We start from the raw sequence: 19,161 nt of genomic DNA on the forward strand, positions 1-19,161 counted from the left end.
CACGGACCAGGGTCTCCAGGCGCTCCCGATCAGCGGCGGAAACCTCAATGCGTTCGATCTTGCCCATCCGAGCAGCATCGCACGTCAGACCAGATTTCGGAAACACCCGTCAGTGACAGAACACTAGGTGAGAGGGTTTACTGGAAACGTGGGCTTGGGATAGCACTGACGTTTGTCGGCGGCGTTCTCGTCATGTGGGACCCAAGCAGCGGATTTCCGCTCTCCGGCGGGCTCGTACTGATCCTGGGCTCGGCTTGTGCGGGATCACTTGCCGCGGTAATGATGAAGCAGATCAAAGGCGTCCAACCATTGCAGTTCCAGGCGTGGATCGGACTGGCTTCCGTGGTACCTCTCGCTGTCCTGACGACGGGCCTCGAGGTCGGTCAGGTCGCCCGGTCCATGCAGGCTGGCTGGGCCTTTATCGCGGCCCTGCTGTTTTCCGCACTCGTCGTATCTCTGGTTGCTCACACGATCTACTATGGCTTGATCGGGAAGTATCCTGCCAACCTGATCGCTCCCCTGACTATCATGAACCCGCTGCTGACGGTAGCGATGGGCCTGCTGGTGACTGGCGATCAGTTAGACGGCCGAATGGCGCTTGGGACAGGGCTTGCTTTGTGCGGAGTGCTGATCATCGCGCTCAGACGCAATCATGTTATGCCCCTGGCCTCGGTGTTATGGGGACGTTTTCGGTGAGCAGACCCACACAGACCGGGGGAAGCTTCGCTACCCCCCGTGAAAGTACCTTGTCGTCATTCAGCTCGAAGGCGTCGTGTCTTGGTGCGCCGTGATCGCGTCGCCGTACAGGCCTGACACTTGCAGCCAAGCGGCCTGATGAACGTGTTGAAATAACTCTTCCCATAGTTGTATGTAATTTCATCACCGGGTTTGATGCGTTTGAGGGCTTTGATACGAATCCTGCCTCGGGAAACCACAGCTTCGGCGTTTGGCCGACAAGAATGGTTGATGTATCGGGCTGTGTTCCAGCGTGGCGATCCATCAATCGTCCAACGGCTGTTAATCTCGAACAGGTAGCGCGCGCTCCGACGGCAATGCACTTCCTCGCTCGAGATCCGTAGTCCCATGTACTCGAGAATGAACGAACCCCTCTCAATGACGTCTGTCGCAAACAAGCCAAGGCCGGTGTTGGACCGTCCAACCCGGTAGAACTCTTCTGAAGGTTTGGCTTCCATGACGACAATTGCTCCAAATCACGTAGAGGTATGGTTCTGTTTCTAAGAGGTTTTACGACAGATCAACCTCAGTTTCTTTATCCCGATGGATTGGATGAAATTATCACAGGACCTGGCCGTTAGTGAGCATGGAGGATGTCGGGTCCCAGATCAGAGGCGTGAACAGAATTGACGGCACGCGTGGGGCGCGCAAAGCCAATCACAAGTGGCTGTTGTCTCATCGGAGTGATGTAATCTCGGCGTCTGCTTTCCTCGATGGACTGCTTGGGCCAAAGCGGTGCAAGGCCGGCTAGATTGACGCGATGGTCTGCCCAGGTAATCCTCCACGGGGTCACCTCCCACAACGCCGGATCGAGCCTGCCGTCGTGAACACCTGGTCCGCTTGTGGCCACACACATCAGGCGATGGCGCATGCCTCATTCCACAACGAAAGGCGCGACTGTGGTGCTACGTCCTCGATGGAATTGTTAGGCCGCGCTGAACGGCAGGGCGCGCAAGGCCGCGCTCCAGCCATGCGGGAACGTATTTCAGGGTGTCGAACTCAACGAGCCCCCCCGCGTCATAGAAACCGATCAGATTGCGCACCCAGCCCAGGAGGGAAATGTCGGCGATTGTGTAGGCATCACCCATAATCCAGGACTGCTCCGCCAGCTGTTTTTCCAGAACGTTGAGCAAGCGCTTAGACTCGTTGCGGTACCGTTCCAGCGGCCGCTTGTCCTCAATCTCACGCCCTGCGAACTTATGGAAAAAGCCGAGTTGTCCGAACATTGGGCCGACCGCTGCCATCTGGAAGAACACCCACTGAATAGTCTGGTAGCGCCGTGCGAGATCCGACGGTAGAAGCTGGCCGGTCTTCTCGGCCAGGTACAAAAGGATGGCGCCCGACTCGAATAGGGCGAATGGCTTCCCGCCTGGGCCTTTAGGATCGATAATTACCGGAATCTTGCCGTTGGGGTTCACGGACAGGAAATCAGGTGTCCAAGTCTCGTTTTTACCGATATCGATATAATGCGGCTCATAAGGCAGTCCAACCTCCTCTAGCATAATTGACACCTTCACCCCATTGGGTGTCGGCGCGGAATAGAGCTGTAGCCGATCGGGATGCATGGACGGCCAGCGACGGCTGAGAGGGAAAGCGTAGAGATCGTCCATGGGAACTCCCTTCTTTGGAATGGGCTTGAGATTGCTGTGCAGGCCAGAGGGTAGAATGCCAAACCGGCCTATCCCAATATTCCGATACTCGTGGGCGCTAACACCAGAGAATATCCTTTTCGGATCAGATTCTGTAGAGTTAACGGTGGAGGTGTCACAATCTAGGCTTCGGCCGACGGAGGCGGACCTATCTTTCACGGCGGATAGGGACTGTTGCAACCGTTCCTGGTATGAAATGTTCGAGATGGCAAAAACTCAGCGCAATGATAGGGCTGCGCTGCACCTGCTGCTTAACGCGTCTCGCTCACATTTCGGCTGACGAAAACAACAAAGGTTTGGTCCTCACCCTCTGGAGAGGCCGATCTTGTCCGACCGCCAGTCCGGAGTTGACGGCTCGTGCCCAGAGCGTGAGTGCTGTGCCTAGGCGAGACCTGCGTCAATAGCACTAGTCGCAACTGGGCTCCTGCGGCGTGGCTCAAAGAGCATGGTAGGCTAGTGGGTGTCCTCAGCCTGCCTCCAAACCTCCGTCAGCATGTCAACGGTGAAGTCAGGTCTCCGGGCCGCTGCGAGGATCAGCGCCTCCTTTCGCATGACGAGATCGATCGCACGGGGGAGTTCCGGAGCTACCTTCGGATCGATGACAACTGCACCATGACGGTCGGCGTGGATGATATCGTTGGGCTTGATCGCTAGCCCGAAGACCTCAACCGGACAGTCGAACGCCTCAATCCGTACGAATGCATGGCTCGGGCTAAGCGAGCCGGCCAATATCTGAAAGCTGGGATCGACAACGCCAAGATCGCGCATGGAGCCGTTGGTCAGCACCCCTCGCGCTCCAAGGCCCATATGGATCGCCACGTTGATCTCACCCCAGAAAGCACCGAAGCCTTGATGCGGATCCACATCCTGGAGAACCACCACGGAGGGGCCTGCGTGGGCCGCGATATACCTGTAATAGGCGAGCCGCCGCGCTCTCACCTCACCGGAAGGCTCCTGAGCCGGTTGCGAACTGCGGATCAGGCCGGTCCGCGCGTATCCGACAATGGCAGGTAGGTTCGGGTGGGCAGCCATAGGCGTCGCGGTCGTAAACCCCTCTGCCGTCCGGCGGCCCATGATGAGTTCGATAGCGTTGCAGACCGTCGGGGTATCGACCGCTTCCAATGCTGCAAAGAACTCGGGAGGTAACAGCATTTCCATTCCTGGCCTGTCCTGTATCCGGTTGTGTTCCGTACAAGGACCTATGTTGCCCCCGGCAAAGTGCTCCCGACATCGTCCACGGCTCAAACCAATGAGCGGCCTTCCCGGTGACGAAGGTTGGGCGAACGGTCCCCTGAAGTACTCATGATAGCCCTGGTTCTCGGGGGGCAAGCACCCTGCCATGTTGATTACACCACTATTGAACATGTCATGCTAGCAAGGGACCATGCTGCACGCAGCCTGTACTCATTATGAGTCCGGAGGTATTAACGACGCCAGAGGAGGATTGGCTGAGTTGGGAAGATCCCGGTTCCGTTGACCACGTCGCGTTCGGGGCGCGCGATCTACTTGATGCGGCCTGATCTCGCAGATGCTCACTGCACATGCATCGAGGTTGGCCGGTTGATTGACCGAACTATTCCGGAAGGGTCATCCGAGCCCCCGTCTTAGGGCCGAAGTAGTCCATATTTCTGGGTCCTGCTTTCGTTCGGAGCCTAAGTCGGGGTCTGGTTATAATCCCTGCAGTGCGTTACGCCGCCGTTCTCGACCTTGCAAAAGGAGCCATCCTCATTACCAGCGCAAGCACTGGAATTGAAGTTTCCTCAGCCCTTAGTTCAAGCAAAGCAAGACGCGTTCCGCAATCCATTATAGTCTTCGCGATCACTCGCGCGGCTGGGTGCCGAGACGGTAAGGGTGGCTAGCAAGGAGGTGTTCCTGATCCAAGCGGACATCACCGAAACAGAGGTTACAACGCGGGCGATGGCCGCAACCGTAGAGCACCTTGGCCAGCCTGATGTTCTCATCGTGACTTGCTGGTGCCTTGGTTAAACTCATCTAGGCGCAGGTCTGCACAGACAATAACATTGATACATTACTGGCCTGGAACGTCCAACAGGTCGTGCGCTTCGTGCGAGGGGACGTTTCTTATATGCGAGCGGAAGGAAGCGGTCCCGTCATCAATGTGTCGTCGATCGCGGGACCCGCGCCGGCAGGCTGAGCTCAGCGATCAATGCCGCGATGAACGCGCCCTTGGCTTGCTGGGCGACTGTGTGGTCGGTATCATTTTTGCTGGCGGGCTGCTTGTCGTCACCCGCCTAAACTGGGACTCCGCCGGCATTGGCGCCTTTGCTTACCGTGGGTCTGGTCGCCGTAGTACCGGTGGGTTTCTGCTACAGCTTGGATGAAAGCGTGATCTCAGCCCCAGATAGTCCAGCGTCCAACGCCGCAAACCGTCTCGCTCTCGGTTCGTGCTGTACGGGAGCGTGTTCTCATCCGTTAGGGCGACAACTTTGAGATCCTTTGGATACTAGGAAATCGGGGAGTGGAAAACAAATAAGACTAGCCAATAACCTCAATGTGACGCAACCTAAGTTAAAGACCGGCCCCACTAGAGCAAGGAGCCGGCGTATCGGGAGGAAAGAATGCTACGTCGTAATTTCCTGAAGAGACTCGCTGTTGCCGCATTCTCGCTCGCCTTCGCTGCCGGACATGCCTGGGCGGCATATCCCGAGCGGCCGATTACGATCATCGTGCCGTGGGCTGCCGGCGGCGGGACGGATGCGACGGCCCGCATTATTGGATCTTTGCTTGAGAAGGAGCTCGGGCAGCCGGTGAACGTGGTCAACCGAACTGGCGGTAGCGGCGTCGTCGGACATGAGGCAATCGCTGCTGCGTCTCCTGACGGCTATACCCTCGGCCTAGCGACGGTCGAGATTGGCATGCTGCACTGGCAGGGACTCACGGAACGCGGCTACAAAGACTATACCCCCATTGCGCTGATGAACCTCGATCCTGCCGGCGTCCAGGTGCGGGCCGACGCGCCCTACAAGACCGTCAACGATCTGCTGGAGGACATCAAGAAGAACCCGGGCAAGTTCAAGGCATCTGGCACAGGGCAGGGCGGCATATGGCATTTGGCAATCGCCGGTATGCTCGATAGCCTCAAGATCGATCCCAGCACGGTCCGTTGGGTTCCGAGCCAAGGTGCTGCGCCGGGCCTCCAAGATCTCGTCGCGGGTGGCGTCGAGATAGTCCCGAGCTCCTTGCCAGAGGCGCGCTCTCTTATCGAGGCTGGCCGCGTCAAGAGTCTCGCGGTTATGGATCCGCAACGGAATCCAGCTTTCCCGGACGTGCCCACTCTCGAGGAGCAGACCGGCAGCAAATGGGCCATTGGCGCCTGGCGCGGCATCGTCGGCCCGAAGGACATGCCTGAGGACGTCACGAAAAGGCTCACCGATGCGCTGGAGAAAATCTACAAGAGTCAAGAGTATAACGATTTCATGAATCAGCGAGGCTTCGGCGTGAAGTTCGCTGCCGGCGATGAGTTCCGGAATTTCTGGGTCAAGAGTGACGAGGATCTAGGAGCTGTCATGAAAAAGGTCGGGCTGGCCAAATAAGGTGCGCCTTAATGCGCGTCAACGATGCAATCACTGGCATCTTGCTCCTCGCATTCGCAATCGCGACATTCGCCTATGCGAGGACGCTTCCCGCGATACCGGGACAGGATTACGGCGCAGCCGTCTTCCCCATGCTCATCGCTGTTGGTCTCGGTGGATGTGGCGTTCTACTCGTCGCCTCAGGCATACGGCATTGGAGGGGAGCAATTGTCTGGAGCGATTGGGCCCACACGCACCACGCGTGGGTGAGGATTGCAGTGGTCTTCCTTCTGGTCCTCGCCTACATCCTGGGTGCGCAGACGATTGGCTTCATTCCTATCTCGGTTCTGATTCTGCTCTTCTTCTTGATGGTAATGGGCGTTCGCTGGTGGCTTGCCTCCGTGGTGGCTCTGGCTGCAACAATGCTGATTTACCAGACATTTGTTGACTTGCTGCGAGTTCCCCTGCCATTTGGGCTTATGGGGCCATGATCTGGTGATATCATGAGCGCGATCCAGACAGCTCTCGGCCTCGTGTTCCAGCCGTCGGTGCTGCTGACGATCCTTCTCGCCGCCATGTTCGGGCTCGTTGTTGGAGCCATCCCTGGCCTGACCGCGACTATGGCGATTGCGCTACTCGTTCCGGTGACATTCTTCATGGATCCCGTGCCTGCGGTGGGGACGATGGTGACCTGTTCCGCCATGGCTATTTTCGCCGGAGACATCCCAGGCACGCTGCTGCGCATTCCGGGGACACCTGCCTCCGCAGCCTACACGGACGAAGCGTACATGATGACCCGCAACGGAGAGGGCGAAATCGCACTTGGTGCGAACTTGCTCTTCTCGGTCATCGGAGGGTTGTTTGGTACCGCCGTGCTGATTCTGTCCGCTCCAGCTCTTGCCGAAGTCGCTCTAAAGTTCAGCTCCTTCGAGTACTTCTGGCTGGCGTTGCTCGGGCTTACCTGCGCGGTGTTCATCGGAGCGGCGTCGCCCGTGAAAGGTTTCGTCAGCCTCTTCATCGGCCTTTTCGTTTCAACCATTGGGCTGAACAATCCGGCTGGCGTGCCTCGTTTCACGTTCGGAAATGCCGAACTTACCGGAGGAGTGAACTTCATCGCCGCCATGATCGGCCTCTTCGCCGTCTCTGAAATCTTCCGGTTCGCCATCTCTCCAAAGATCTCGGGCACGCCGCAGGCCGTCATGGGCAACCTATTCCGAGGCTGGGGACGGATGATGGTGCAGTACTGGCGCCAGCAGGTGCGCGGGAACGTGCTAGGCACGGTAATTGGAGCCCTCCCGGGCGCAGGTGCCGATATCGCGGCTTGGGTAAGCTACGCTTTGAGTAAGAAGATGTCGCGCACGCCCGAGAAGTTCGGAAAGGGACATGTGGAGGGTATCATCGAGAGCACGTCGTCAAACAACGCGGCGCTGGCCGGCGCATGGGTTCCGGCGCTCGTCTTCGGTATTCCGGGCGACAGCATCACGGCAGTGGTTATCGGGGTATTGTACTTGAAGAATATGAATCCAGGCCCCACGATCTTTCTGAATAGTCCGCAGTACATTTATGCAGTGTTCATCATCTTTATACTCGCAAACCTGGTGATGCTTCCCCTAGGCTGGGCCGCCATCAGAGGCGCCAGAGTTATCCTGCGCATTCCGCGCGAGATCCTGATGCCATGCATTCTTATGTTCTGCATCGTAGGTGCCTTCGCGATCAATAACTCCGTTTTCGGTGTCACCGTGATGCTGATCTTCGGCATCCTTGGCTTTTTAATGGAGGAGAACGATATCCCAGTCGCTCCCTGCATTCTAGGCATCGTGCTCGGGTCGATGCTAGAGGAGAATTTCGTGACGTCCATGATCAAGTCGGACGGTAGCTTTCTCGCATTCTTCGAGAGGCCCATTGCGGGGGCGCTTGGAGTGGCAACACTGCTTGTCTGGCTCGTGCCGGCGCTGATACTGGCGCTGCGCTCCAGGCAGACTGCAAGTTCATTCGGAAAGTAAGACCTCGACGACGGAGGTGCGTGAGAGCCTCTCTTTACCTCAGCGGATAAACTGATCGACGTAGTCGGCCCCGAGGCCGTTCTTGGCATAATGTGCCCGGCATTTCTCGATGCGCGTGAAAACGTCGTCAAAACCGGTCGCCTGCCCATCCTGGTCGACATAGATCATGGCGCCATTTACCTGAAAGAGCGTGATCATTTCCTCCACGTGGGATTCCACCACGAGTGTGTGTGTCTCGCCAGGTGCTTCGTACGCATAGGAGCCCTCAGTCGCTACCCAGTCGTGTTCTAGGTAGCGCCATTCTCCCTTTAACACGAAAGCGTGTACGGGTTGGGGATGCCGATGGCGTGAGAGTACGCCCGATTTGCGCACCCGCAGTAGGTTCATCCAGTACCCACGCGAGGCGGCTAGCAGCAGCGGGCGGAACCACACATTCTCGTCCACGGGCACCCAGATGCGCTCGTCTGTCGGTATAGCGTTAGGGATCACGAGCTCCGGTGGGGAGTCCTTCGGCTGAGGATGCCTGTAAGGCGCCCACTTCTCGTTCAGGTAGGGAGCGTCAGGAGAACATTCTTTCTTCGACATTCGATCGGTTCCGGTGAGGTCTACTATAGAATTAGAGCGTCAGGTACCCGCCATCAATTGCGAGAACGGCACCTGTCACGAAACGGGCAGCGGGGGACGCGAGGAAGACCGCACCGCCTGCCACCTCCTCCGGCGTTCCCCAACGTCCCATTGGTGTGCGAGCCAGGATGGGCCGGCTACGCTCCGGGTCGTCTTGAAGGGGCTGAGTGAGTGGGGTCGCGATCCAGCCCGGCGCAACGGCGTTAACGCGGACGCCGTCGGACGCCCATGCAGCGGCAAGGCTCTTCGTCAGTTGTCCTATGCCTCCCTTGGAAGAGCTGTAGGCAGGCACCCGGGGGCCGCCAAAAAAGGTGAGCATCGAGGCGACGTTGACGACCGAGCCTTGTGCTTCCTGTAGCTTGGCCTTAGCCGCGGAGCAGACCCGCATGGTTCCGGTCAGATTGATCGCGATGACATCGGCGAAAACCTCGGGATCATGCTCCATATCCCGGCGGATTACGCCCGCGGCGTTGACCAGGACATCGACGCGTTCGAACTTTGTGAGCAGAGCCTCAATTGCGGAGGCATCACGCACGTCAAGAACATCGAAGCAGATGTCGGTATTGCTCTCGTCGTCGGTCGCCCGCACCTGCTCGGCGGCAGTCGCGCCGGTCGCAGTGACAACGGCTCCGAGATCACGGAACGCCTTGGCGCAGGCAAGCCCAATCCCGCTCGTGCCACCCGTGATAAGAACAGTTTGGCTGTCGAAGAGATGGGAGGCAAAGGCATCGGTTATCGGCATGTCGCGACCGATTCTGGAATGTTGATCGAATCTCCGGCGGCATTCAAGATATTCTGCCTCAGGTGGGCAGGGTAGAGAATACGGTTCTACTAAACCTCGTGGTTCTGTCATCGACCAGAGATTGGGTCGAGGGTATGTAAGTCATCCCTCCTTGGTGCTCATGCATGGGGTCAGCAACCAACGTCAAAAATGGGTCTGCCGGGCCTAACGCCTCATCCCCTATGCATATATTCCTATGTTGATCCTGACTAGGTGGAGTTGGACCCTATCGATTGACTACCTATTTGGAGCTAACGAGCTACCCATACCTAAAGAAATTTAGTTCGGAGCAGCTCATCGCGAAGTTGTCCCAGATCGGGGTACAACTCGCCCAAGGTAAAAGCATCGCCTTGGTTGGAGCTGGAGCAGGAGAATCCCGGCTGCGTCGGCTCGTCGCCGGCCTCTCTGGAGAAGCAGAGCCCAAGGAGGCGGCATCGAGAAACGTATAAGCTCCGAGCGGCGCCCGCCGCCCGTGAGCCGGATTCGAGAGAAGTACTGCGTCTATTGGAGTGCCACACGTGCCACCTTGTTGGTTTGAATTGGGGGGCATAGCGTCCAGTGTCAACAGCAGCACGGGGGCCTGTTATTCCGAAAAAATTGGACGCCCTCATAGCCATTCCCTTCTCCCAGCGCGACGAGATTACGGGATTACTCCAATTTTGGCTGATCCAGTTTCCAGGGATCAGGACAGCTTCAAGGGTTGGCGGGGTTGAAGCCACCTCTTGATCAGAGCGCTGATATGGTCGACGACTCGTCTAGCGATCATCGACCGTAAGAATAGCCGTGAACATTGGGAATTGCCATGGATACGACTCAGGTTGCAAGGATCACCAAATGGGTCACAGAGGCGGGTTTGAGCGGCATGACGGAGCTGGAACTCCTTCACGGCTTCTGCAATCGCCTTTCTGCCAATGGCCTTCCCATTGCGCGGGTGAACATTGTCATTGACACGCTGCATCCGATCCATGAGGGGCGGGTCTTTCGCTGGCGCCGCGATGATCAGGGCGATCTTGACGCCATCGTTGAGTATGGGCGCACGAATGGCGAGGGGGAGGCTGCCGCCAATTGGCGCAGGAGCACCTATTATCATCTTCTGATGAGCGGCGAGGATTCCCTGCGGCGGCGGATCGGCCCAGGTCATGCCGAGGACTTCTCCGTTCTTGCTGAACTGCGTGCCGAGGGGCAGACAGATTATCTCGTCCTCATCCATCGCTTTGAGGCAGAAGGCGTCATCGGGGAAATGGACTCCTTCTACTCATCCTGGACGACGGAGGTGGAGGCTGGTTTTACTGACGAACAGATATCGCTCGTCCGCGAGCTGGCAGCGCCGCTGATGCTCGCGCTCAAATGCGCTTCCCTCGCGCGCATTGCCAAGACCCTCGTCGAGACCTACCTTGGTCGCGATGCTGGCCGCCTTGTTTTGAAGGGGCGGATCGCCCGGGGTGTCACGGACCGGATCCAGGCCGTTCTCTGGTATAGCGACCTGCGCAGCTTCACCCGTATCACCGAGACTGCCGATCCTGAGCAGATCATTCCTTTTCTGAACGACTATTCCGAAGCCATCATTTCGTCGATCTATGAAGCCGGCGGCGATGTCCTGAAACTGATCGGAGACGGAACGCTCGCAATCTTCAAGGAAGACAATGCGAGCGTAGCCTGTCGATCTGCTCTCCGGGCTGAGCAATTGATGCGGTCCCGGATCCGCTCACTCAACCGGGAGCGCATAGCCTCAAACCTGCCGGTCGCCGATGCCTATTTGGGTCTTCACATCGGCGAGGTTTTCTACGGCAACATCGGCAGCCAGGACCGGCTCGATTTCACGGTGGTCGGCCCAGCTGTCAACGAGGTGAGCCGGATCGCCGCCCTCTGTCGCTCCGTCGAGAGGGATATTCTGGTTTCCTCGACTTTCTTCAAGGCGGCGTTAACAAGCGAGCAAGAATGCCTCGTTTCCGTTGGCCGGTATGCCCTCAGAGGGGTCAACCGACCGCAAGAGCTTTTCACGCTTGATCCGTCCTGTGTGCATGGAGAAGAGCCCCGCTGGGCACGGTTTAGCGAAACCACATCCAACTGTTGAATAGAGAATTCCTCCTCACGGTCACTGCGGTCGACCAGTCTTGGTCTTACGCGCGACTTGGCGTCGCCGTGGCATCTAACCCTCTTCGACACAATAAAGTTTGAAAGGGTCCGATCCGCTCGCCGTTAAGCAGCCATCCGCAGAACAAGCTTCGCCAGTCTCGACACCGGCCTAATGCCTGGAATGCCCGTAGGCTGAGTTCCCATCTTTGATGCGGAGGGGCGAGCCGTGGCGGCTTTTAGCATTGGGACTTTGTCGGAATGCTCAGAGAGAGCCCGCACATCGCTGATAGTCGAGCCGCTCTGGTCAGAGGCGGACGGAACCAAGCATCCAGCCGCCAGATCGTGCCCCTTCGATTTAATCAGTTCCATCCCGCCCAGAGCTTGGGGACGGGATCAGCATAGTCGTCTTCGCTAGCAATTTCCATTCTGGTTGATCATGGAACCGCTCCTGATGCCGGTGAGAGCCCGACCGAGCGGGAATCCTCCCATACGCGGACATTCCAAATAGAGGTCGGACCTTCGATACCTACACGCGACGTTCCGGCTTTCCGCATACTTCGCGGAAGCGTCATCGCCAACCCAGGGCCGGAGCAACATGCTTCAGGAAAGCTTCGATGACGTGAGCGTTGTAGTCGACCCCGAGCTGGTTCGGCACGGTCAGAAGCAGCGTATCGGCCTCGGCAATCGCCTCATCCGCCTTGAGTTCCTCCACGAGCCTTTCCGGCTCTGCCGCATAGGAACGGCCGAAGATCGCTCGCATGTTGTCGATGATGCCGAGCTGATCGCTGTCTTTTCTGTTCCCGAAATAGGCACGGTCGCGGTCGTCGACGAGAGTGAAGATCGAGCGCGAAACCGAAACGCGGGGCTCGCGAGTATGCCCCGCCTCCTTCCATGCTTCCCGGTAGCGACGGATCTGCTTGGCCTGCTGGACGTGGAAGGGCTCGCCCGTCTCGTCCTCCTTCAGGGTCGAGCTCTGGAGGTTCATGCCCTGCTGTGCGGCCCAGACCGCAGTCGCATCGGAGGCTGATCCCCACCAGATACGCTCGCGCAGACCCTCCGAATAGGGCTCGAGGCGAAGTAAACCAGGCGGGTTGGGAAACATCGGGCGTGGGTTCGGTTCGGCAAAGCCCTCGCCGTTGAGGACGTTAAGAAACACCTCTGCATGACGACGGGCCATATCGGCGTCATTTTGGCCCTCTTCGGGTACGTAGCCGAAATAGCGCCAGCCATCGATTACCTGCTCAGGAGAGCCGCGGCTGATGCCGAGCTGGAGACGCCCGCCGCTGACCAGATCGGCCGCGCCCGCATCCTCAGCCATATAGAGAGGATTCTCATAACGCATGTCGATGACAGCGGTGCCTATCTCGATGCGGTTTGTCCTCGTGCCCACTGCCGCTAGCAGCGGGAAGGGCGAGGCGAGCTGGCGCGCGAAGTGATGGACGCGGAAGTACGCGCCGTCCGCGCCAAGTTCCTCGGCCGCCACGGCAAGATCGATGGATTGGAGGAGAGCATCACGGGCCGAACGTGTCCCTGAATGCGGGGAGGGCGACCAGTGTCCGAACGAGAGAAAGCCAATCTTCTTCATGAGGCGATCCTGTACAAATGCCTTCTGTCGGTCCGATAGAATAGTAGGCTGGTTGATATTTGTGCCGAAGATCCTCTATGACCGCACACACGGCGGATCAAATTTGCCGTGTGTGCAGTTAAGAAGGTCACAGCGGACCCTCTAGAGAAAAAGATTCTGGCTATTCGGGTTTCGGTGTGGAGTTGTCGGCCGGAGATTCGGCGGAACAATCATTTCTCCGCCTGTAGCACCTGACCAAGAGCCGACAATGGCATTGCCTCAATATTGACCCTCAGAGGAAAGCGCTCAGATCCTGGGTAGACGACGATACGGCGTTCCGGTTTGAGATGGTCACAGGCATGATGGAAGCCCCTCTCCACCTTGGCGCCAAGCTGCGCTAGATCTCAATGGCCACAAGCGGCGACCGGGCAAGGTAAGGGGCAGGTCAAGTTCCGCGCCCGCAGATGTTCAATAGAAATTTGCCTGGGTGTCGGAAGGGGCTGCGGCGATCAGGGGTTCAATGACAAATCCCTCCCAACTGGCCCCAGCCACCGGATGACCCAGCACATCATCCTGCGTTGCAGGGCAAAGCGAGGTATGGGTAAGTCCACTGTCGCGGACATAGACGCGCGGGGATTTGACCTGGCGCTTGCCGATGTTGGCGTGCCATGGCTCCAGTCGGCGGACGAGCAGAAGATCGACCAGCAGGTCGAGGTAGGAGGCCACGGTCTTGCCGTCCACGCCAAGGGCGTGGGTGAAGTCAGCGGCATTGAGGAGCCCGGACTGGTGATGCGCCAGCACGGTCCAGAAGCGACGCAGCGTCTCTGCCGGAGTGCGAGGCCTCAGCAGGGGGGATATTGCGTTCCAGATAGGTTCGGGTGAAATCCTGGCGCCATCGTTGGCTGATCGCGATCGTGCAGTAATCGATACTTCGTCACCTGGGCCATGAAGATCCCAGTTCTTGAGACTCTTTATGCCCCTCCGCGTCCGACGGGTCCGGTAAATCAGGGTGGCCGCCTAGGGCGTAACGAGGATAGGTCTTCTGCGGGCGGTACGCGCTTTGTAGTCTTTTGGAAGTAGTCATTCGGTTCAACTAGCCCATTAATAGATAATAAATCCGCGTGTAGGCGGATGCCAGAGTCAAAGTGCGAATCAGGAATGGGCTTTCAGAATCAGTTGGGTCGAATCAGAATCAAGTGAGTAACTCTGAATCACAAGGAACTGGCTTTTTACCTGCGGATTGACTCGCCCTGTCGGCCTAACTGATTCAGCGACAAGAAGTTTTCCAACGAGAATCGCGGCTAGTGTGAATGATTTCTTTAGCCGCGACTCCACACCCTTCTCAGAATCGGGCAACACTCGAAACGCTTTGAAGCAGCGAGGATGGCTTGCCATGCCTGATCTTTCTCGGAGCCAGCGTGTTCAGCGCCTCAGGAATCTCCGCCGCGAGCGGGGAGACCGGGAAATGAATGTGTGGGTATCCAAGCCTGCAGGTGATGCGATTGATCAAGCGGTCGAAAGTGGGCGTTTCCGATCACGCCAGGAAGCTATCTCGTATGCGCTTGAAGCAACCTTCATTCGCAAGGAACGAAATGTCGTGACATAACCTAGGCAAAGCAAAAGGCCCACGAAGCTGGACACTTCGAGGGCCTTTGGAGAACCACCAGGAGGTGGCGATAAGGAAATGATTGGCGTCATCCTTATGCCACCCCAACAAACTGGCTGTCAAGAGCATCGGTTTCGGTGAACGCTCCCGCTTTGCCCTCACATAGGAGGGTACGATGCACATCGCATCGTCTGGAGGCCGGCGGCTGAGACATGCTGCTCTGGCCGCAAGGAAATTCGCGCTTGAATCCGGGCGTACTGTGACACGGAAGGAGCTTTCGGCTGCCGCAAGGGATGCCGAAAAAGCGCTTTATCTGCGCCCCGCTCAACGGCTGGTGCTGTCTGAGCTAGTGGCGTGCTGGGGCGAGCAGAGCTGGGATCGCCTTCTGGTATGGCCGTCGAACGATTACCTCATTAGCCGCACGGGGCTTACCGAGCGGGCAATCCGGCGAATTCTACGGCAACTGATTGAGCTTCAGCTGATCCTCCCCAAGGACTCACCCAACGGGAAGCGATACGCTGTCAGGGATTTGGCTGGAGATATTGTGGATGCGTTCGGGTTCGATTTGACCCCGGTCTACGCCCGTCGAGGCGATTGGATTGTGGCTCTAGCCGAGCAGAAGCAACTCCGGGAGCTCCGTAAACGGGCGTTTGATGAGATCACGATTGCCCGCAGGGCCGCTGAGGAGGCCCTTAGTGCGCTCTCTCATCATTTCCCCGATGTTGATCGCGCTGCATTGGAGACAAGGCTCAAGGAGCTTCTAAATCGGACCCCTGCCCGGTCCACAGCGAGCCCTCCGCCGAACCTTCTCGAAGAGTGGCAGCTGTTGAGAAATGCAGCGGAAGAAACCTTTTATAAAGCGGGCAACGCCGGACTCAGAGTCCCCCACAAAGAAACAAACAACGGATCTTCCAGTGAAACTTGTAACAAAGGCTTTCCGAGGAAAGCTGAGGCGGTTCTTCCAAAAGAACAAACGCCGGAGCATTTATCACCCGCTTTGATCGTTGAGGCATGCCCGACCATCAATGACTACGGGAAGCCAATTCGGGATGTGGCGGATATCGTCAGCGCAGGACGCTACTTGAGAGCTTCGCTCGGAGCTCATGAGAGTGCCTGGAGGGAGGCGATAGAGGAAATCGGCGCTTTGCCTGCCGCCATTACGGTGTTGTACGTGCTACAGCTCTACGAGGACAATCTGTCGAGTGGGCAGGAGCAAATTAAGAATCCAGGCGGGTACTTCCGCGCTCTGGTTCGAATGGTCAAATCCGGGAAGATCAATCTCGAGGTCGAGCTTCTCGCCATGAGGCGGCGGCGCATGACATGAGAGCGGTTGGGATTCCATGACCATGCAGCCCAGAGAGGAAGTGCCTGGCTGGTATTGTTGCCCCTTAAAGAGCGGACAGCGCTTCCTGGGTTTGACGGGTCGCGATGAACTCGCGGGGTGAACGATAGCCGAGAGCCCGATGCGGGTGAAGCTGGTTGTAATGAGCAAACCAGCCCGGCAGCGCGGCCATCACGAACAGGGAATCCGGGCAGCAACTGACGCGGGCATAATCGCGCTTGATCGTGAGCACGAAGGCCTCTGCCATGCCATTCGATTGTGGGCTCCAGTCCAAGCTCCCGGGCAAACGACTGGGTTGGCCCGCAACAAAGCAGCTCCCGTTGTCGGTCAACCACTCGATCATGTGCGGCAGACGGTTCACAGGCCCGAAGCAGTGCCGATAAAACCTCCGCCCCTATCCGAGTTCCCACGATAGGGTCCGCTAGACGACATCAGGAATTCCTGCCACGCTGAGGTCCCCGTACCCAACTTCGGAGTACTCCGTAGCTTCGTCATATCAACACTAAACCTGCCAGTGGAGAACGATATTATGGCCAGAAAGAGCATAGCCATCTCAACCACCGCAGTGCTGTTCGCTGGATTATGTTATCCAGCTCTCGCGGGAGCCCTTCGATATGCAAACCAGGGCGATCTCAAATCCTTGGATCCCTATACCCTCAATGAGACAACGACGAACGCCCATCTCGGTCATGTTTATGAGGGTTTGACCCGACGCGGGAAGGATTTAGAGATTCAACCCGCTCTTGCTGAACGGTGGGAAATTAGTGACGATGGGCTGCGGTGGCGCTTCTATCTGCGTCAAGGCGTCAAGTATCACAACGGTAATCCTTTCACGGCCGACGATGTGATCTTCTCCGCCGAGCGGGTTCGCATGGCCGGCTCAAACTTTACCACGCGGGTGCCAACCAGCGCCAAGTTCGTAAAGGTGGATGATCATACCGTTGATGTGGTTCTCACATCCCCAAATCCAATTCTGAACTCGCAATGGGATACCTGGTACATTGTGGACAAGGAATGGGCTGAGGCGAATAATGCTACCGCTCCAACTCCAGCAGCCGCCACGACTCCCAGCTTCGCTTCGCTGAATGCGAATGGTACCGGGCCCTTTATGATCGAGAGCCACCAAGCTGGTGTGAAAACCGTCTTTAAGAGGAACCCGAATTGGTGGGATAAGCCAGAGCATAACATTGACGAGATTGTATTTACCCCAATCAGTAACGATGCAACGCGTGTTGCGGCCTTGCTAACAGGTGAGGTTGACGTGATCGAGCCAGTTCCGGTGCAGGACATTGCTCGAGTTAATGCATCTGCCAATGCGCAAGTGCTCACCGGCCCTGAGTTGCGTACAATCTTTATCAACTTCGATTCTGCTCGTGATGAGCTTCTGTTCTCAAATGTTAAAGGGAAGAATCCCTTCAAGGATGTACGCGTCCGAGAGGCCTTTTTCCGGGCGATCGACATCAATCTCATCCGCGATCGCGTGATGCGCGGCCTGTCAACGCCGTCCGCTCTTATGATAGCGCCGGAACTGTTCATGCATTCCAAGGACTTCCGGCGCCCGAAATTCGATCTCGAGAGGGCTAAGAAACTCTTGACAGATGCTGGATACCCGAACGGTTTCGAGGTTGGGATGGACTGCCCGAACGATCGCTATGTCAACGACGAGGCGATCTGCCAAGCTGTTGTCGCAATGCTGGCGCGAGCTGGAATCAAGGTCAATCTCTCGGCTCAGCCAAAAGCACTCTACTTCGCAAAGGCAGGAAAATCCGGGGGGTACACCACATCGCTTTCGCTTCTGGGCTGGACGCCTGGCACATTCGACAGCCACAATGTCCTTCATGATGTGATGGGTTGTCGCGACGTCCCTGGATCAAGCAGAGGCGAAACAAACTATGGCGGATACTGCAACAAGCAGCTGGATACAGTTACTGATGAGATCCTCGTGGAGACGGATCCGGCGAAGCGCAATGAGCTAATCAAGCAAGCATTCAAGATCGCCACGGAAGATTATAGCCATATCCCACTACATCAACAGGCACTTGCGTGGGGTGTGTCGAAGAAGGTCGATCTCGTTCAACGGGCTGACAACCAAATCTTGTTCTATTGGGCAAAGAAAGAATAGGCTTTCAACAACAATGCGTTGGTGCCCCGCCCTTTGGTCGACTGCCGGTAGGACGGGGCGATCTGCTTGCCATAGTATGGCTGATGCAGCCATTCGGACATTACAATGATGGAGGGGTGCTTGGTCGAGCGGGGGCTGGACGTTGTAGCCGATGACATCGCAAAGATTGGTGCAGGGCACCAGGACATGGGCTCAGGATCGGTGAGGGAGACATGCTGGTCGAAGCTGGCCTCGAGCTATTCGCCTTTGGCCTAAAGCGCCTGCATTTGCTGAAGCAAGGTGGCTAGCTCATCTCGCGATCTCTCCACATTGACCTGTGTGCTCTCATCGTCAGTCTGGTCGGTTTGGTCGAGAGCCTCTCCATTGCCGGCAATGCTCGGCTCGGCACTGGCTAGCACGTTTCGGATGAAGTTGTACTCCTGGCTGTTGACGACCTTGAACTTGGAGCCGTCCCGCGCAATCTCGCCGTGGTGAGGAGCCCCAGCCTATGATCAGGACGACGAACTGACGGTAGATGGCGCGGGTGGGCTCAGCGGTGTTGCGCCGTAAGTCAGCAAGGAAGATTCCGCGATGACAGAGAGGGTCCTGGTCCAACTCAGAACGGCCATCATCTTTGAGCGTATAATCAGATGGTTGCCCGACCCTAGCAGCAAGCGATATCGTCGGATTGGGTGTCAAACGGAGAGACGGTATGTCGAGATCACCGGGAGGGCGCCGTCCAAGCGATCCCTATAAGGCTGCTGAGGCTGCTTTTAAGAAGGCGACAGCCAAACCAATTGAGGAGCCTTCCAAGGCGCCGTCCATCCCGGGTGTGAAGGAGACCGTCACCCTTAGGATCGACCAGGACGTACTTGAGCACTTTCAGCAAGACGGTCCGGGGTGGCAGGACCGCATCAATGCGGCCTTACGTAAGGCCGCTGGCATGTAATGGAGTATCGCGCGGGCCACGCCACCCTAGCCTAGGTAGGGTGGCATGCACTGGCTGCTGTTGAGATCTAGCGTAAGCACTCGGCGTGGGCCCTCTTGTGAGAGTGCTGTTTGCACGTGACGTTCTGACCTTAAGGCTAGCTTTAAGGTCAGTAGATCAATGAAGATCGAAGTTCTCGGCACAGAGCGCCGGCGGCGC

16 protein-coding genes and 1 pseudogene are annotated in these 19,161 nt (G+C 57.4%); 9 read left to right on the plus strand and 8 right to left on the minus strand.

The genetic code is table 11. From position 1 onward, the window contains the following. The first annotated feature begins 192 nt into the window (after positions 1 to 192). Positions 193 to 696: an EamA family transporter gene (locus tag ACFOYU_RS16410; RefSeq protein ID WP_377034430.1), complete on the plus strand. Its 504-nt coding sequence runs from the start codon at positions 193 to 195 to the stop codon at positions 694 to 696. A 56-nt stretch (positions 697 to 752) separates the two neighbouring features. Here ACFOYU_RS16410 and ACFOYU_RS16415 read toward each other — a convergent pair whose 3' ends face one another. From ACFOYU_RS16415 to ACFOYU_RS16425, 3 genes are all read right to left on the minus strand, one after another. Further along, complete coding sequence (locus ACFOYU_RS16415) at positions 753 to 1,193, minus strand: SET domain-containing protein (protein ID WP_377034416.1); 441 nt, start codon at positions 1,191 to 1,193, stop codon at positions 753 to 755. A 447-nt stretch (positions 1,194 to 1,640) separates the two neighbouring features. Beyond that, positions 1,641 to 2,345 carry a glutathione S-transferase N-terminal domain-containing protein gene (locus ACFOYU_RS16420; RefSeq protein WP_377034417.1) on the minus strand — a complete coding sequence of 235 codons (705 nt, stop codon included), beginning with the start codon at positions 2,343 to 2,345 and terminating at the stop codon, positions 1,641 to 1,643. Between the two features lie 492 nt (positions 2,346 to 2,837). Next, complete coding sequence (locus tag ACFOYU_RS16425; RefSeq protein ID WP_377034418.1) at positions 2,838 to 3,713, minus strand: RraA family protein; 876 nt, start codon at positions 3,711 to 3,713, stop codon at positions 2,838 to 2,840. Between the two features lie 1,250 nt (positions 3,714 to 4,963). On the opposite strand from ACFOYU_RS16425, the gene ACFOYU_RS16430 reads away from it, so the two are divergent. The 3 genes from ACFOYU_RS16430 to ACFOYU_RS16440 are packed head-to-tail and all read left to right on the plus strand — an operon-like array spanning position 4,964 to position 7,920. Then, on the plus strand, positions 4,964 to 5,938 hold the full coding sequence (locus ACFOYU_RS16430) for a tripartite tricarboxylate transporter substrate binding protein (protein ID WP_377034419.1): 975 nt from the start codon (positions 4,964 to 4,966) through the stop codon (positions 5,936 to 5,938). Positions 5,939 to 5,949: 11 nt separating this feature from the next. Next, positions 5,950 to 6,408 carry a tripartite tricarboxylate transporter TctB family protein gene (locus tag ACFOYU_RS16435; RefSeq protein ID WP_377034420.1) on the plus strand — a complete coding sequence of 153 codons (459 nt, stop codon included), beginning with the start codon at positions 5,950 to 5,952 and terminating at the stop codon, positions 6,406 to 6,408. A 12-nt stretch (positions 6,409 to 6,420) separates the two neighbouring features. After that, a complete protein-coding gene (locus ACFOYU_RS16440; protein WP_377034421.1) occupies positions 6,421 to 7,920 on the plus strand; it encodes a tripartite tricarboxylate transporter permease in 1,500 nt (499 codons plus the stop codon). 39 nt (positions 7,921 to 7,959) lie between these two features. On the opposite strand, the gene ACFOYU_RS16445 is transcribed toward ACFOYU_RS16440, so the two are convergent. Then, on the minus strand, positions 7,960 to 8,505 hold the full coding sequence (locus tag ACFOYU_RS16445; RefSeq protein WP_377034422.1) for a 2,4'-dihydroxyacetophenone dioxygenase family protein: 546 nt from the start codon (positions 8,503 to 8,505) through the stop codon (positions 7,960 to 7,962). 31 nt (positions 8,506 to 8,536) lie between these two features. After that, a complete protein-coding gene (locus ACFOYU_RS16450) occupies positions 8,537 to 9,286 on the minus strand; it encodes an SDR family NAD(P)-dependent oxidoreductase (RefSeq protein ID WP_377034423.1) in 750 nt (249 codons plus the stop codon). 841 nt (positions 9,287 to 10,127) lie between these two features. Between ACFOYU_RS16450 and ACFOYU_RS16455 the strand changes: the two genes are divergently transcribed. Next, positions 10,128 to 11,399, plus strand: a complete 1,272-nt coding sequence (locus ACFOYU_RS16455; RefSeq protein WP_377034424.1) for an adenylate/guanylate cyclase domain-containing protein — start codon at positions 10,128 to 10,130, stop codon at positions 11,397 to 11,399. Between the two features lie 570 nt (positions 11,400 to 11,969). Here the strand turns inward: ACFOYU_RS16455 and ACFOYU_RS16460 are convergent. After that, positions 11,970 to 12,986, minus strand: coding sequence for an LLM class flavin-dependent oxidoreductase (locus ACFOYU_RS16460; protein ID WP_377034425.1), 1,017 nt, complete (start codon positions 12,984 to 12,986; stop codon positions 11,970 to 11,972). Positions 12,987 to 13,433: 447 nt separating this feature from the next. Then, on the minus strand, positions 13,434 to 13,766 hold the full coding sequence (locus tag ACFOYU_RS16465; RefSeq protein ID WP_377034426.1) for a DUF4143 domain-containing protein: 333 nt from the start codon (positions 13,764 to 13,766) through the stop codon (positions 13,434 to 13,436). 592 nt (positions 13,767 to 14,358) lie between these two features. Between ACFOYU_RS16465 and ACFOYU_RS16470 the strand changes: the two genes are divergently transcribed. Further along, positions 14,359 to 14,571, plus strand: a complete 213-nt coding sequence (locus ACFOYU_RS16470; RefSeq protein WP_377034427.1) for a hypothetical protein — start codon at positions 14,359 to 14,361, stop codon at positions 14,569 to 14,571. Between the two features lie 175 nt (positions 14,572 to 14,746). Continuing rightward, complete coding sequence (gene repC / locus ACFOYU_RS16475) at positions 14,747 to 15,895, plus strand: plasmid replication protein RepC (RefSeq protein WP_377034428.1); 1,149 nt, start codon at positions 14,747 to 14,749, stop codon at positions 15,893 to 15,895. 64 nt (positions 15,896 to 15,959) lie between these two features. Here the strand turns inward: repC and ACFOYU_RS16480 are convergent. Further along, a pseudogene (locus tag ACFOYU_RS16480) lies at positions 15,960 to 16,283 on the minus strand (integrase core domain-containing protein); the annotation flags it as partial. 156 nt (positions 16,284 to 16,439) lie between these two features. Here ACFOYU_RS16480 and ACFOYU_RS16485 point away from each other — a divergent pair. Together ACFOYU_RS16485 and ACFOYU_RS16490 are read left to right on the plus strand one after the other, a co-directional pair. Continuing rightward, a complete protein-coding gene (locus tag ACFOYU_RS16485; RefSeq protein WP_377034431.1) occupies positions 16,440 to 18,035 on the plus strand; it encodes an ABC transporter substrate-binding protein in 1,596 nt (531 codons plus the stop codon). Between the two features lie 691 nt (positions 18,036 to 18,726). Beyond that, complete coding sequence (locus tag ACFOYU_RS16490) at positions 18,727 to 18,963, plus strand: BrnA antitoxin family protein (RefSeq protein WP_377034429.1); 237 nt, start codon at positions 18,727 to 18,729, stop codon at positions 18,961 to 18,963. Positions 18,964 to 19,161 lie beyond the last annotated feature (198 nt).

This window comes from Microvirga sp. GCM10011540 (assembly GCF_042650665.1).
In the GTDB taxonomy this organism is placed as follows: Bacteria; Pseudomonadota; Alphaproteobacteria; order Rhizobiales; family Beijerinckiaceae; genus Microvirga; species Microvirga lenta.